Source organism: Viridibacterium curvum (genome assembly GCF_039544165.1).
Lineage (GTDB): Bacteria > Pseudomonadota > Gammaproteobacteria > Burkholderiales > Rhodocyclaceae > Viridibacterium > Viridibacterium curvum.
In genome coordinates this window covers 20,968-35,251 of record NZ_BAABLD010000002.1, presented here as the reverse complement: position 1 = coordinate 35,251, position 14,284 = coordinate 20,968, and the positions used below count along the sequence as shown (strand labels likewise).

At 61.0% G+C, this 14,284-nt stretch carries 14 protein-coding genes; 1 reads left to right on the top strand and 13 read right to left on the bottom strand.

Annotated features, from left to right (window positions below):
• Positions 1-2: 2 nt before the first annotated feature.
• The gene (locus tag ABEA02_RS01280; protein ID WP_345531012.1) at positions 3-1,691 is read left to right on the top strand and encodes an ArnT family glycosyltransferase; all 1,689 of its coding nucleotides are present in this window, start codon (positions 3-5) and stop codon (positions 1,689-1,691) included.
• Here ABEA02_RS01280 and ABEA02_RS01275 read toward each other — a convergent pair.
• The 13 genes from ABEA02_RS01275 to ABEA02_RS01215 all read right to left on the bottom strand — a co-directional run bounded on the left by ABEA02_RS01275 (position 1,673) and on the right by ABEA02_RS01215 (position 14,191).
• Positions 1,673-2,308, bottom strand: coding sequence for a 3'-5' exonuclease family protein (locus ABEA02_RS01275; protein ID WP_345531010.1), 636 nt, complete (start codon positions 2,306-2,308; stop codon positions 1,673-1,675). The two genes, ABEA02_RS01280 and ABEA02_RS01275, sit on opposite strands and share 19 nt — an antisense overlap.
• Before the next feature lie 17 nt (positions 2,309-2,325).
• Complete coding sequence (gene cysM / locus ABEA02_RS01270) at positions 2,326-3,234, bottom strand: cysteine synthase CysM (RefSeq protein ID WP_345531009.1); 909 nt, start codon at positions 3,232-3,234, stop codon at positions 2,326-2,328.
• 63 nt (positions 3,235-3,297) lie between these two features.
• Positions 3,298-3,612: a DUF3135 domain-containing protein gene (locus tag ABEA02_RS01265; RefSeq protein ID WP_345531008.1), complete on the bottom strand. Its 315-nt coding sequence runs from the start codon at positions 3,610-3,612 to the stop codon at positions 3,298-3,300.
• A 194-nt stretch (positions 3,613-3,806) separates the two neighbouring features.
• Entirely contained in the window at positions 3,807-5,741 is a 1,935-nt protein-coding gene (locus ABEA02_RS01260; protein ID WP_345531007.1) for a chemotaxis protein CheA, read from the bottom strand.
• Positions 5,742-5,775: 34 nt separating this feature from the next.
• On the bottom strand, positions 5,776-6,708 hold the full coding sequence (cheZ, locus tag ABEA02_RS01255) for a protein phosphatase CheZ (protein WP_345531006.1): 933 nt from the start codon (positions 6,706-6,708) through the stop codon (positions 5,776-5,778).
• Positions 6,709-6,753: 45 nt separating this feature from the next.
• Entirely contained in the window at positions 6,754-7,155 is a 402-nt protein-coding gene (gene cheY / locus ABEA02_RS01250; protein ID WP_345531005.1) for a chemotaxis response regulator CheY, read from the bottom strand.
• A gap of 13 nt (positions 7,156-7,168) precedes the next feature.
• On the bottom strand, positions 7,169-8,113 hold the full coding sequence (locus tag ABEA02_RS01245) for a chemotaxis protein (RefSeq protein ID WP_345531004.1): 945 nt from the start codon (positions 8,111-8,113) through the stop codon (positions 7,169-7,171).
• 14 nt (positions 8,114-8,127) lie between these two features.
• Entirely contained in the window at positions 8,128-9,090 is a 963-nt protein-coding gene (locus ABEA02_RS01240; RefSeq protein WP_345531003.1) for a chemotaxis protein, read from the bottom strand.
• Positions 9,091-9,340: 250 nt separating this feature from the next.
• The gene (locus ABEA02_RS01235) at positions 9,341-10,999 is read right to left on the bottom strand and encodes a methyl-accepting chemotaxis protein (protein ID WP_345531002.1); all 1,659 of its coding nucleotides are present in this window, start codon (positions 10,997-10,999) and stop codon (positions 9,341-9,343) included.
• Between the two features lie 200 nt (positions 11,000-11,199).
• On the bottom strand, positions 11,200-11,505 hold the full coding sequence (locus ABEA02_RS01230) for an STAS domain-containing protein (RefSeq protein WP_345531001.1): 306 nt from the start codon (positions 11,503-11,505) through the stop codon (positions 11,200-11,202).
• 82 nt (positions 11,506-11,587) lie between these two features.
• On the bottom strand, positions 11,588-12,673 hold the full coding sequence (locus ABEA02_RS01225) for a protein-glutamate methylesterase/protein-glutamine glutaminase (RefSeq protein ID WP_345531000.1): 1,086 nt from the start codon (positions 12,671-12,673) through the stop codon (positions 11,588-11,590).
• 23 nt (positions 12,674-12,696) lie between these two features.
• The gene (gene cheD / locus ABEA02_RS01220; RefSeq protein ID WP_345530999.1) at positions 12,697-13,320 is read right to left on the bottom strand and encodes a chemoreceptor glutamine deamidase CheD; all 624 of its coding nucleotides are present in this window, start codon (positions 13,318-13,320) and stop codon (positions 12,697-12,699) included.
• Entirely contained in the window at positions 13,289-14,191 is a 903-nt protein-coding gene (locus tag ABEA02_RS01215; protein WP_345530998.1) for a CheR family methyltransferase, read from the bottom strand. The genes cheD and ABEA02_RS01215 overlap by 32 nt, the downstream gene beginning before the upstream one ends.
• Positions 14,192-14,284: the final 93 nt, after the last annotated feature.

The following is a 14,284-nucleotide window of genomic DNA, read 5'->3' as shown; positions in this document are numbered from 1 at the left end:
CCATGCTGAAAACCCCCGCCATCGAGTTCACGACCACGCCCTTCACGCAGAAAGTGCGTCTGCCGGGCTGGAGCCTGATCTTGCTGGGCTTGGCATATCTGCTGCCGGGCAGCCTGGGGCATGTACCCTGGCGTGGTGACGACCTCATCCATATCGCGGCAGCGGCGGGCATGCTGCGCGATGGTCACTGGCTGCTGCCACATGTCGCCGGCGCACCGATCTTCGATGCACCGCCGCTGCACTACTGGCTGGGCGCCCTGTTCGGCAAGCTGTTCGGCTGGCTGCTGCCGCTCCATGACGCGATCCGCCTCGCGACCGTCACGACCTGCTTCCTTGGTCTGTGGGTACTGCGTCGAGCTGCGCGCAGCCTGCTACCGCACGATCCAAAGGGCAACGGCAGCCTGCTACTGGCGATAGGCTCGCTGGGCCTGTTGCTGCACGCACACGAAGCCCAGCCTCAGATCACCCTGCTTGCCATGCTGACCAGCAGCCTGCTCGGTGCGGGCTGGATGCAGCGCGAACTGCGCACTGGTAGCATGATCCTGGGCGCGGCAACCGGCGGCGCATTCCTGACAATGGGGCTGCCGGGTTTGATACTTTGCGGGCCGGTTTTCGTCACCGCGGCCTGGCTGGCGCGTAAACCGGGGCTGCCGCTGCTCCAGGAGATCTGGCCCGGGCTGCTGTTGCTGGCTGGGTTGCTGTCGCTTTGGCCGCTGCTGCTGGCCTTCCAGGATCCGCTGCTGGTCCATCTCTGGTGGCATCAGGAGTGGCTCGACATCGTGCCGCAACTCAGCCCGCAGCGCCTGTCGAACACCCTTGGCCTGCTCAGCTGGTTTGCCTGGCCCCTGTGGCCTGTCGCTGGCTGGGCGCTATGGAACCGTCGCAGCCAGCTCAGGCAGGCCGAGTACGCCATCCCGCTGGCCAGTCTCGTCGCTGCGCTCCTGATCGTTGTTCTGACCGGCCCGACACGCCCGGCCAGCGCACTGCCCGTTCTGCCCGCGCTGGTCCTGCTGGCAGCCTCAGAGCTCACACGCCTGCGGCGCGGCGCGGTGAACTGGCTGGACTGGTTCGGCATCATCACCTTCACGCTGAGCGGCCTGTTCATCTGGCTGGCCTGGATCGCGTTGCATTTCGGCTGGCCGCAAGGCTTGTCACGCAATATCGTTCGCCTGGTGCCCGGCTTCGTCAGCGAAGTCGAGCCCTGGACCGTTGTCGTCGCGCTCACTCTCTCGCTGGGCTGGCTCATCGCACTTTGGCGCCTGCCCCGATTCGCGCTGCGGCCCGCACTGCACTGGGCGCTTGGCATCACGCTGACCTGGGGCTTGCTGACGACCTTGTGGCTGGACTGGTTCGACCACGACCGCAACTACACCCGCGTCATGCAGGAGATCGAAGCGCATGCAGGCCCTGCACCGGCCTGCGTGGCAACACTCAACGTTGGTGCTTCGCAGATTGCGGCGCTGGACTATTTCACCCAGCTGACTGTCTTGCCCTATGCGCCGGGCGACATGCGCTGCACATTGCTGGTGAGCTACGCATCCGGCCGAAATGCGCTGGTTGAAGCACCTGCAGGCTGGATTCGCATCCAGGAAATCGACAAGGGTCGTGGCCGCTTCCGCGAGCAGATCCATCTCTACAGGCGTATTGAGCCAGGCCTGAGTCCGGCGGGGGCTCAGCGCCCGCGTTCCTGATTTTCTGCCGCCGCGAGCGCTGCGAGGGCCTGCTGGAAATCCACAGCGGTCAGCTCGCCGTGCAAGCATCGATAGCGCAGCAAGATCTGCTGAATGAGCACCACTTCGGCCCGGCAGCGCTGGATCGCAGTAAGCCCTTCTGCCGTAGCACTCCCTATGCCCGCCAGGCTTGCCAACACTTCCAGTTGAGGCTCGGCTTCCTGCCCTTCGGCCAAGGCTGGCGCAAGCCGCAGGGCATTTGGCCAGCTTACGGACTCACAAGCGTTCAACAAGGCACGTTGCAACAGGATGGGCAGCTCTGCAGCGCTCCAGCACACCAGCCGGGTTCCGGCATTGATGCGCGCAAGGAACTGCTGCAACAGCTCACGCTCACTGCCACCCTCCAGCGCCCACTGATGGCAGCGCATGCCGTCGGCACCGTGTTCGATCGCCGCCAGCGCCACGACCCGCTGCAAGGCCGCCGGCAAGCTGTCGGGCTTATCGGCAGCGCGCTGCTTCTGCAATGCGTATTCGATGACCTGGAAGTCCGACAGCCCGGCTGGCAAGGCATGCAACGCGCGCAGACCTGCTACGTCGGGCTCGCAAGCCAGACGAAAAGCCAGAGTGGTAGTGCTCAAGAACACAGCGCTCCGTATCAGGCGGGGAACACGCCCGTCGACAAGTAGCGATCACCACGATCGCAAACGATGGACACGATCACGGCGTTTTCCAGCCTCTGCGCCAGTTGCAACGCGACACTCATCGCACCACCAGAAGAAATGCCGGCGAAGATGCCCTCCTCGCTCGCCAGCCGACGCGTCAGGTCTTCCGCATCGGCTTGCTCTACCGTGAACACTTCATCGACGCGGCTGGCATCGAAGATGCGCGGAAGGTATTCGACCGGCCATTTGCGGATACCCGGAATTTGCGCGCCATCGGCGGGCTGGCAACCGATGATGCGCACCGCGGGACTCACCTCCTTGAGGAAGCGCGAAGTGCCCATGATGGTGCCCGTCGTACCCATGCTGCTGACAAAATGGGTAATACGCCCACCGGTCTGCTCCCAGATCTCCGGTCCCGTACCCTCGTAGTGCGCCAGCGGATTGTCCTGGTTGCCGAACTGGTCAAGGATGATGCCCTTGCCCTCATTGCGCATGCGCTCCGCCACATCACGGGCCAGCTCCATGCCACCTTCGCGCGGCGTCAACACGAGTTCGGCGCCATAGGCACGCATGCTCTGACGGCGTTCGATGCTCTGGTTCTCCGGCATCACGAGAATCATCTTGTAGCCACGGATGGCTGCAGCCATCGCCAGCGCAATGCCGGTATTGCCGCTGGTGGCCTCGATCAGGGTGTCGCCGGGCTTGGTGTCGCCGCGCGCTTCGGCACGCACGATCATCGACAGGGCGGGCCGGTCCTTCACGGAACCAGCAGGATTGTTGCCTTCCAGCTTGGCCAGGACGACGTTGTTACGACGTTCGGCCTCGGCGCCGGGCAGGCGTTTCAGGCGCACGAGTGGGGTGCGCCCGACATAATCTTCAAGTGTTGGGTAGGTGTAGGCCATGGGGATCATCATTCTTCAGCGCTGGCGGCGCAATGATAACCCCTGCCCTCTCACGCTGCCGCTTCAGCCCTGCTGAATGCGCCCTACGGTTTCACCCAGGCGGTCAGTCTCCTGTCGCAGTTGCTCCAGTTGGCCGCGCATGGCTTCGAGGTGGTCGGCCATCATGCCCATCATCTGGCGCACAGCTTTCAAGGGCGAACCCGCTTGGGCGCGGGTGCCATCGATCAGGCGCTGGGTCGCGAGCAGGGTTTCACGATGCTCAGGTGGCGCAGAGTCGATGAAGTCCTGGATCAACTTCTCGCGCTCGGCAAAGAATGTTGCCGGGTCACGGCGGGCCAGCTGGCTCCAGTAGTCAAAATCAAATTCCGCTTCGGGCATGTCAGGGCTCCAATCGCATCGAAACTCGTCGTTATTCAGGTCTGGTTTACCTTGATGCTACTTGGCGACTGGTAACGGTTCAAGAAAGCGACATGCCACATGGCAGCGTTCAGCGCGACATCCCGCACGCAGCAACGAAAACGGCCGCTTGCGCGGCCGTTCTGTTTTGACAGGTGAAAAAGGGTTCAGCGGCTTCAGGCTGCCAGAGCGAAGGATTTGTGTTCGAGGAGCAGTTGGGCCCGCGTGACATTACGCTGGTCGCCCATCCCCCCCAGCAGCTCCTTCATGTCGAGGATCAATACGATCTGGCCGTTGGACAGCGTCGAGACACCTGCCACGCCCTTGGGACGGAAGTCGTCCAGCGACTTGATGACCGCATCTTCGCGACCGGCAAAACTGTCGATGGCGAGGATGAAGCTTTGCTCGGCCGTCTGCATGAGCACGCCGTACTCAGGCACACGATCCTGTGGCCAGCCCAGCAATCCAGCGAGCGTGACTATCGGCAACACCTCGCCACGCACGACCATCGTGGCCCGCCCGCCCAGCTCCTGCACTTCGGCCGAATGGATCGGCAGGATCTCGCGCACCATAGACAGCGGAACGGCGAAAGGTTGCTCATTGAGGCAAACCAGCAACACCGGCAGGATAGCCAGCGTAAGCGGTAGAGAGATGATGAAGGTCGTACCCTTGCCCTGTTCGGAGCGGATGTCGATGGTGCCATTGAGCTTCTGGATGTTGGTACGCACCACATCCATGCCCACACCGCGACCCGACACGTCGGAAATCTGGGCCGCAGTCGAGAAGCCGGGCAGGAAGATGAGGTTGAAACTCTGACGCTCATCCATGGTATTGGCTTCCTCATCGGTGATGAGGCCCTTCTCGACAGCTTTGGCCCGCAGCCTCTCGGCGTTCATGCCGCGTCCGTCGTCTGCCACGAGAATCAGGATGTGATCGCCTTCCTGACGCGCTTCGAGACGCACGATGGACTTTTCGGGTTTGCCCGCGGCCGCGCGGTCCTGCATCGCTTCGACGCCATGGTCGACTGCGTTGCGGATGAGGTGGATGATGGGATCGGACAAATCCTCGATCATGGTCTTGTCGATCTCGGTTTCTTCACCTGTCAGCACCATCTCGACATCCTTGCCCAGCGAACGTGCAAGGTCGCGAGCAATGCGCGGATATTTCTGGAACAGGCGTCCAATCGGCTGCATGCGCGTTTTCATGACAGCGTTTTGCAGATCGGACACCAGCAAATCGAGCTGGCTCACAGCCACGTCCAGCGCATGCAGCGTGTCGGTATCTGACTTGCCGTTGAGGATGTCGCTACGCAGCGCGTTGAGGCGGTTCTTGGTCAGGCCGATTTCACCGGACAGGTTGAGTACCTGGTCAAGCCGTGCGGTATCGACGCGGATCGAGTTATCGCGCACTTTTTCGCTGTCACGGCGACCGCCAGGGGGGCCTTGATAGCCGGGCTTGTCGGTTTCACGACGGCCTACGGCATTCTTGATGATCTGCTCTGCTGCGGAGTCCGTGAGTCCGCTGTCGGCAGCGACGACTGGCGCTGCAACGACCACCGGTTCGGCGACAGGAGCAGGGGTACCCGTCACTGCCGCGTAGAGGCCATTCCAGTCCAGATCCGTCGACGCAGCGGCTGGCATCACCGCTGCGACCGGCACAACCGGAGCAGCCACAGGAGCCGCCGGTGCAGCCGGCGCGCTGGCATTGCCGCCTTTGAGCTCACCAGCGATGGCGAGTCGCAGGGAGCTGATCAGCTCGGGGGCTGCGGGTTTAGGCTGCATGCCCCGCTCCAGCTCACCAAACATCGTGCGAACCGACGAAGTAGCCAGCAGGATCACGTCCAGCACTTCCGGCGTAACTGTCAGCTGCCCGTTGCGCAGCAGGTCGAACAGGTTCTCGGTCAGGTGACACAGCGTGACCATCTCGGTCGCGTTGAGGAAGCCTGCCCCGCCCTTGATTGTGTGGAAACCGCGGAAAATCTCGTTGAGCAACGCCCGGTCATGTGGCGTGCGCTCCAGATCGACCAGTTTGTTGTCGACACCGGACAGCAAGTCACCTGCCTCAACCAGAAAGTCCTGCAGCAGGTCTTCCATCCCGGAAAAATCACTCATCTTGTGCTCCCGTTCTTCGTTCGACTGGTCTGCATCAGAAACCAAGGCTTTCGAGCAGGTCATCGACCTGCTCCTGCCCGGTCACCACGTCAGTGCGTCCCTCGGCATTGATCACCGGACCATTGAGCAAGCCCTCGTGTTCCGGCGTGCGCTTGTTCTCCGGCACGAACTCGATCAAGGCCTTGAGCAGTTCAGCTTCCAGCGTGGCGGCCATGTCTACGATCTTCTTGATCACCTGACCCGTCAGATCCTGGAAGTCCTGCGCCATGATGATTTCCATCAGCTGTGCGTTGACGAGCTTGCTGTCCTGCGCAGTCTGACCAATGAACTCACGGGTCTCGGCAGCCAGTTGCTTGAATTCGTCCACCGACAGCTGTTTGGCATACAGCATTTCCCAACGTTTGTTGAGCGCAGTAGCATGCGCCTCGACCTTGTCCTGCACAGGCTTGGCCACGTCAGTGGCATTCAGCACCCGGCTGGCTGCCTGTTCAGTCATCTGGGAAATGTAGGACAGGCGCTGGCGAGCATCAGGCAGCTTCTGCGCCGTCTCCGAAAGCATCCGGTCGTAGCCCAGTTCGCGAATCGTGTCATGCAACAGACGCGTCATCTGGCCAATACGGTTGAATGCCTTGTCCTGCCTGACCTCGTCATCAAGAACTGTGTGATCAGCGTCAGTGCTGGCACCTGCCTTGCTCGACACCTGATCGAACAATTCTTCCAGCTCGCTCGAATCCCCTGATTCATCCAGCTTTGCTGTCGGTGCAGCGGGGGCTGCAGCGGCAACCGGCTTGCCTTGCGAACTGGCTACTGAATCGAAAAGATCCTGCAGTTCGTCGTTATCGCCGGCACCGTCTGCCGACGCTACAACTTCCAGCTGGGGCTTTGTGGAAGTTTCCGTAATTGAGTCGAACAACGCTTGCAGATCGGCGTTGTCGCCCGCTTCATCTGTCGTTAGCCGCTTGGCCATGGCTACGCTCCTCGTATGCTTTTCAGGTTCGTGGGCAAGCCAGGATCAGGCCGCAGCCTTCTTGTCGAGCTTCTCGAAAATCTTGCCGAGCTTCTCTGACAGCGTCGCCGCGGTGAAAGGCTTGACGATGTAGCCTGAAGCACCTGCCTGCGCAGCTTCAATGATGTTTTCCTTCTTCGCCTCGGCCGTGATCATCAACACGGGCAGATGTTGCAGCTGCGAGTTGGCGCGGATGTTCTTGAGCAGCTCAATGCCCGTCATGTTGGGCATGTTCCAGTCGGTCACGACGAATTCGAAGCCGCCTGCGGCCAGCTTCTGCATGGCCACGACACCGTCTTCCGCCTCGTCGACATTGGTATAGCCGAGCTCTTTGAGCAGGTTGCGCACAATCCGGCGCATCGTGGAAAAGTCATCGACGACAAGAAACTTCATTTTGGGATCCGACATGACTGTTCTCCGGTTAGTCGCGGTTACGAAGGAGGTAGGGGCGCAGCGTATCGGACAAGATATCTGCATCAAATTTGGCTACGTAGGCATCCACACCCACTGACTTGCCCATCGAGCGGTTGGCCTCTGAAGACAGCGATGAGTGCATCACAACAGGAATACCGTCAAAACGCGGGTCGTTCTTGATATTGCGCGTCAACACGTAGCCATCCATTTCAGGCATCTCGGCATCGACGAGGATCATCGTCAGTTCGTCAGCGAGATGGCGCTTCTGCTGGTGCGCGTGATTGGCCATGCCTTCGAGACGCGTCCAGGCCTCCAGCCCGTTCATTGCATGCTTGTGATATACGCCCAGCTTGTCGAGCACTTCGGCAATCTTCTTGCGCGCGACAGCCGAGTCGTCGACGAAGAACACGTTGATATCGCGCGTCTTGTCGATCGGCTGGATTGCGCCAATCGGAGCCTCACCGAAGGTCTGCGCAAGGATGGTCTCGACATCGAGGATGGAAACCAGCTTGCCATCGGGCAGATCGGTGATTGCGGTGATGAATGAATTGGCACCGGCCTGAACGTTGTCTGGCTGGCGCACCTTGTCCCAGTCAACGCGGATGATGCGATCCACCTCGTGCACCAGGAAGCCCAGCGTGCGCTTGCTGTACTCGGTCACCATCATCGAACCACCCAGCGGCTCACCCGGCTTGGCGATGCCGATCACCTTCGCCAGCGACAGCACGGGGATAACATTGCCGCGCAGCGAAATGAGGCCTTCGACGCCGTGGGGCATGTTGGGCGAACGGGTCACGAAGGGGGCTTTCGACACCTCGCGAACCTTGAAGACGTTGATCCCGAAAATTTCGCTCGATCCGAGCGAGAAGAGCAGGATCTCCATGCGGTTGGAGCCCACCAGTTTGGTGCGGGCATCGACCGCTTCGAGCAGATTGTTATCAGCGCGTTCCATGCGTTCCTCTCAACTCAGGCTGCAAGATGGACACTGTCCGGGGCCAGCATCGAACGAATGGCGTCAGCCAGACGGTGCGGCTCGAACTTGGGGACATAGGCATCCACACCCACGGATTTCCCGAGGGTCTGGTTCGACATTGATGACAGCGACGAATGCATCAGCACGGGCACACCGTCGAAGCGCGTGTCGGACTTGATCTTCTTGGTCAGGATGTAGCCATCCATCTCAGGCATCTCGACGTCGGTAAGGACGAGGTGCACCAACTCCCAGACTTTGCGGCCGGTCGTTTCGGCATGGTTGGCCATGCGCTCCAGTTCATCCCAGGCCGCGCGTCCGTTGACCGCTGCCACCCCCCGAACACCCAGAGACGCCAGGGTGCGCTCGATCTGCCGACGAGCGACAGATGAGTCATCCGCGTAGAAAACAGTGAAATCACGGTTGAGCGGCGTGATGTCGCGATAGACCGACTCTTCGTCGTAACCGGAGGTCTCGGAGAGCACCTTCTCGACGTCCAGCATCATGATCAGTTTGTCAGGCTCAATCTCCGTAACCGCCGTGACCAGACCACCCATACGGTTGGTCAGCATGTCTGGTGGCACGCGCATCTGCGACCAGTCCAGGCGCAGAATGGTATCCACACCCTCGACGAGGAAGCCCTGGGTGTGACCGTTGTATTCGGTGACGATCATGATCTCTCGCCTGGCTTCCTGCGTGACGCCACAGTACTTCGAGAGATCGACAACCGGCACCAGTTGGCCACGCAGCGAGACCATGCCTTCGACGCCCGAGGGCATGTCCGGGGCGGCTGTGATCGGCGGCGTTTTCATGACTTCGCGCACCTTGAAGACATTGATGCCGAAGCTCTCTCGACGCCCGGTTCGGGAGTCCAGACCCAGGGTGAACAACAAGATCTCCAGCTTGTTCGTCCCGGCCAGGCGGGTTCTCGCATCAATGTTCTTCAACAGCTCTGACATGGTCATCTCCGGTGTGTGTCGTTCCCGGTGTCAGCGCCACTCTGTGAATCGCGCCAACCCAAGAGGCTTTACGGCTCCCGAATCACAAACTTGAACCCCGGATCTCGCGTGCTCTCGGGCCTTGCTACACAACCGTTTCCGTCCCTCGCCAGAAGCGGGAAAGATCGTCGCAAAGCCAGTCAGGATGAGGGTTCGCGAAGACATGTGCCGCGCCGAGCGAGCCGGCTGCAAGCCAAGGTAAAAAGGTGTGTCAGGCGCGGAAACCGATGCGGAAACCGCCCCAGTGGCGTCCCTGAACATAGACCGGCGCCGAGATGTCGTGCAGGACCTCACCGGTATCACGGCGGTAGGTCTGCACGAGGTAAGGCTGCTCGTGCGCTCCGCAACGGCGCCCGACCGGATCCCCGAAAATGCGCTTGGTTCTGTTATGCACAATATCTACCGCCGGGTCGCCCGTCAGGGGCTTGGTATAGCGGCGGTTATGCGTGGGAAAGTAGCCTCGCCTATCCACTGCGCCTGCATAGACACACTGGGCATGGCGCTCCAGCACAGGCTCCTGGATTGCCGGCAGGATTTCGTCAGTCAGACTGTCAAACCGGGTTTTGTACTTCTGCGGCTGCGTGCCGGGGATCGGGATGTAGTTCTCGTCGAACAGATCTTCGAGCCGGATGCGACCGCTCACTACCGCCTGATCGAGAGCTGCCGACACCGCGCGGGCGGCCGCGACGACGATCTCCGGCATTGCCGCGTGGATGCGCGTGGCATCTTCGCCCTGTGCGCCCAGTTTGAAGACATTGGCAACCTCCAGCATGTTGGCTGCCTGCAGCCGCAACTGGCTGGCGCGCTGCTGTGCCTGCCCGGCAAGATCCTGATTGGTGGCTGCGCCGGCAATCGTCTCGTCGATCAGGGTATTCAGTTGCTCGGCCTCCCTGCCACGTTCGTCCAGAGCCGTCACCACACTGCCCACACAATCCTGTGTCTCGCGAGCGCCCGCCTCGATGCGCTCTAATCGTCCAGCAATTTCATGCACCAGACGCGCCCCTTGGGCCGCCTCCTCCATGCTGCCGGAGATGGCCTCCATAACGGTACGGCTCTCCTGCCGGATGATCTGTATTACGCCACCAATATCGCTGGTCACCCGTGTCGTCCGTTCGGCCAGACCGCGCACCTCGTCAGCCACCACAGCAAATCCGCGCCCCTGCTCGCCCGCCCGCGCAGCCTCGATGGCGGCGTTCAACGCAAGCATGTTGGTCTGGTCGGCGATGGCATGTATCTCGTCGACCGACGCGATGACCCGTTTCACGTGAGCATCCAGCCCGGTCATCATGGCGGCCGAGGCCTCGGCCTGACGCGCCAGCCCCTCCATCTGGCTGACGCTCTGCCGCACAGCCTCGCGCCCCTCGCTGGAAAGTGCCGCCGCGTTACGCGCAATGCCCGCAGCCGTCCGTACCTGCTCCTGCATATGCTGCACTTCAGCGCCCATGCGATGGATGGACTCCGCTGTCTGCACCGCCTGATCACGCTGTTTTGTCGAGCTCGCCATGATCGCATCGGCTCCCTCAAGCACAGCCTTGGCGCGCTCATCGAGCTGGTTGGCGTCGGCCACTGACTTGCCAAAGGCACTCTGCATCGATCCCAGCAAGGTATTGAGCGCTGCGCCCAAACGTCCGGCTGCGTCCTGACCTTCAGGTGCACGGCGCGACAGATCGCCGTCGCGATGTACCGCCTGCAGCAGCCCCAACGCGTTCGTTGGCCCGGCCGCGGCACGCTGGCCTGCCCAGCGCAACGCGAAATAAACGGCTGCTGCAACGCCAGATCCGGCAGCGAACAAACCGGGCCAACCCATGCCGATCAGGGTCAAACTGGCTGCGCACCATAGTGCGGCCACACAGCCAAGCAGTAACGACAACCCGGTCCCGCCCATGTCTCCCCCTTGTCCAATCCCCCGAAGCCTGCAACGGGAATGGTGCTCATTCGAGTGTTATCGGATTCATGGGCAGGAGACTTGAGCCCGCCGTCAGCGCCTGAAAATACAAAGGGTTGCCGCAAGCCCTGCAGCTTGCGGCAACCCCGTGGCAACCGACCGGCGACGCGCGCCGATCGCCTGGATCAGTTGATCGAGAAGAGCTTGGAGAAGTTGGCGATATCCAGCACCTGGCGAACACTACCGCTCACGCCGACGAGCGACACATCGCGGCTTGCCGCCTTGGCCTTATCACGCAACATCAGGAGCATGCCCAGCGCAGAACTGTCGAGATAGGACACCTCGGCCATGTCAACCTTGACCGCGCGAGCTCCCGACTGTTGCAGGAGCTTCTCGACAGCCTCGCGGAATTCACGATGCGCCTTGAAATCGAAGCGCCCCACGAGACGCAGGGTCGCCGCGCTGTCGCTCACTGTCACACTCGTATCCATGCACAACCTCCGTTTGCTTCTGTAAACCCGGTTAACGTCATTTCTCAAACAGCCTTGAGGCCAACCTGAGCTGGCCGCAAAGTCAGCGAATGTTACGCAACTTTTCGGTCAGAAGGCCGGGAATATCCTTCAAGGACGCCACTTCGCTGGCGCCCCCAATCATCGCGGCCTCGCGCGGCATTCCCCACACTACCGAGCTTTTCTCATCCTGGGCAACCGTCCAGGCGCCAGCTTGCTTCATGGCAAGCATACCCTGTGCGCCATCCTTCCCCATGCCCGTCAATAACACCCCCAAAGCCCTGCTTCCCAACAGTTCAGCGGCGGAATTGAACAGTACGTCAACCGAAGGGCGGTGCCTGTTGACCGGGTTGGCGTCCGACAAGCCGCAGACAAAACCGCCACCCGCCGCCTTGCGCAGATACAGATGCGAATGTCCGGGTGCCAGATAAGCGACACCGGAACGAATGCGCTCTCCATCCTCGGCCTCTTTGACCGCCAGCCGCGAGACCGAATCGAGACGTTTGGCAAATGAGGCGGTAAACATCTCGGGCATGTGCTGCACGATCAGGATCGGGGGCATCTCCGCCGGCAAGGGTGAGAGCACCTCCTTGATTGCCTCGGTGCCACCGGTCGAGGCGCCAATCATGATGAAGCGATCGGACAAAGCCCGCCCACTCAAAGCTGTTGCGGGTGACGCTGGCTGACTGGTCGCTGCGCTCTGTTGTCTGGCACTCACGTTGGCAGATCCGTAGGTTGTGGCGATGCTCCGGCGCGCCTGCCAGGCCGCGCGGATCTTCTCGCAGATTTCGTCGGCGGCAGCCTGGATGCCGGTAGCCGTCATGCCTTTTGGCTTCGAAATGAAGTCCACGGCACCCAGCTCCAGAGCCTTGAGGGTGACTTCGGAACCTCGCGCTGTCAGGCTGGAAATCATCACCACCGGCATCGGTCGCAAGCGCATCACCTTGTCAAGAAAATCCAGACCGTCCATGCCCGGCATTTCGACGTCGAGGGTCATCACGTCCGGATTGAGCGCCTTGATGTCCTCGCGCGCCTGCGATGCGCTGGCCGACGCCCCCACGACCTGCATATCAGGCGCGCTATTGATGATTTCGGTGAGCACTGCCCGCATGAGGCCCGAATCATCCACGACAAGCACCTTGATCTTCATTTCATCACCTCCTGCGCCGCGCCTCAGAAGAGCTCCACGTCGCCACCAATCGGTTGCCGCAAACTTGCCGCGTACTCGCGCTCGCGTTGCAACAGGGTTTCATTGCGTAACTGGACAAGTTTCTTGACCATCACGCGGCCCGTCCGGGGGAAGAAGTAGACCTTGCGTGCGTAGATATCCAGCATGTCGTCGGCAACAACACGGATCCTCTCCAACGCGAGAAACCCGCGTACAAAATGCGCATTCTTGTCACCAACCTGTGAGCTGGACAGCGCATCCATGACGCGTGCGCCACCAAATACCTTGGCCTCGAGGTTTTCGCGACGAGCGCCTAGCTTCAGCAGGTGGTTGATCAACACCTCCATCGCGAAGGTGCCATAACGAGCCGAACCGGAATCGAGGCCGCAACTGCCACCTTCAGGCAACATGAAGTGGTTCATGCCGCCAATGTTGAGGCGTGTGTCACGCAGGCAAGCCGAAACGCAGGACCCCAGCACCGTCACGATGCCGAGATTCTCGGTGGTCACGTAATACTCACCGGGCAGGATCTTGGCCGTCTCGCAGCCAAAGACCCGGTCGAAGTAGAGATTCGTAGCGAAGTTAGCAGCGCCCCCCTCAGGGGCGAGCGCCAGTACCTGCTTTCGCATACACGGTTCTTCCCAATGAGCGGAACAGCTTTGCCGCGTGCATGAAGTTCTCGGAGTGCCCGGCGAACAGCAGGCCATCATCACGCAGCAACGGCAAGAACTTCTCGAGAATGGCGTGTTGGGTTGGCTTATCGAAGTAAATCATCACATTGCGACAGAAGATCACGTCGAACTGTCCCTGCAAGGGCCAACGGTTGTCGAGCAGGTTGACGCGCATGAAAGTGATGAGCTTCTGCAGCTCAGGCCGCACGCGCACATGCCCATCCTGCGCACCCGTGCCACGCAGGAAAAATTTCTGCAGGCGCGCTTTCTCCATGCGTTCCACACGGTCCTCTGTGTAGACGCCACGCTCGCCATGCGCAAGCACGTTAGTATCCAGATCGGAAGCGATGATCTGCACTGGCGGCGTCATGCTGCCGAACGCCTCGCAGGCCGTAATGGCCAGCGTGTAGGGCTCTTCGCCCGTCGAAGCCGCGCTGCACCAGATGCGGATCGGCCGGCGATCGGAAATCTTGCGCAGATGTTCGCCGAGAATTTCGAAGTGATGAGCCTCGCGGAAAAAGGACGTCAGGTTGGTCGTCAGCGCATTGACGAATGCTTCCCACTCGGCTGCGTCGTGCCCGCTCTCCAACTGGTCAAGGTAATCGACGAAGCGTTTGAGACCCTTGGCACGCAGGCGACGGGCAAGACGGCTGTAGACCATGTCCTGCTTCACTGGAGACAGAGAGATGCCCGCGCGTTGATAGATCAGCTTGCGTACGCGTTCGAAGTCGGCAGCCGTGTAGGTGAACTCTCGCGTACCGATGTCAGACGTTGCAGGACGCGTCTCCAGGCTTTCGCGCAACTTGCGGGCAGCATCCAGACCGGACATTCCCGTAAGGCCTGCACTGCGGGTATGGCTCTCCGGTGCGCTGGCCAATGATGGCTTGAGTGGTTGAACCACGTGCAGATCCCTCCAGATGTT

Coding starts and splice junctions, on each gene's coding strand:
- cheD (WP_345530999.1), bottom strand. CDS start 13,320: ATGCGAAAGCAGGTACTGGCGCTCGCCCCTGAGGGGGGCGCTGCTAAC.
- ABEA02_RS01265 (WP_345531008.1), bottom strand. CDS start 3,612: ATGCCCGAAGCGGAATTTGATTTTGACTACTGGAGCCAGCTGGCCCGC.
- ABEA02_RS01245 (WP_345531004.1), bottom strand. CDS start 8,113: ATGGAACGCGCTGATAACAATCTGCTCGAAGCGGTCGATGCCCGCACC.
- cheZ (WP_345531006.1), bottom strand. CDS start 6,708: ATGGCCAAGCGGCTAACGACAGATGAAGCGGGCGACAACGCCGATCTG.
- cysM (WP_345531009.1), bottom strand. CDS start 3,234: ATGGCCTACACCTACCCAACACTTGAAGATTATGTCGGGCGCACCCCA.
- ABEA02_RS01225 (WP_345531000.1), bottom strand. CDS start 12,673: ATGAAGATCAAGGTGCTTGTCGTGGATGATTCGGGCCTCATGCGGGCA.
- ABEA02_RS01230 (WP_345531001.1), bottom strand. CDS start 11,505: ATGGATACGAGTGTGACAGTGAGCGACAGCGCGGCGACCCTGCGTCTC.
- ABEA02_RS01280 (WP_345531012.1), top strand. CDS start 3: ATGCTGAAAACCCCCGCCATCGAGTTCACGACCACGCCCTTCACGCAG.
- cheY (WP_345531005.1), bottom strand. CDS start 7,155: ATGTCGGATCCCAAAATGAAGTTTCTTGTCGTCGATGACTTTTCCACG.
- ABEA02_RS01240 (WP_345531003.1), bottom strand. CDS start 9,090: ATGTCAGAGCTGTTGAAGAACATTGATGCGAGAACCCGCCTGGCCGGG.
- ABEA02_RS01215 (WP_345530998.1), bottom strand. CDS start 14,191: ATGTCCGGTCTGGATGCTGCCCGCAAGTTGCGCGAAAGCCTGGAGACG.
- ABEA02_RS01260 (WP_345531007.1), bottom strand. CDS start 5,741: ATGAGTGATTTTTCCGGGATGGAAGACCTGCTGCAGGACTTTCTGGTT.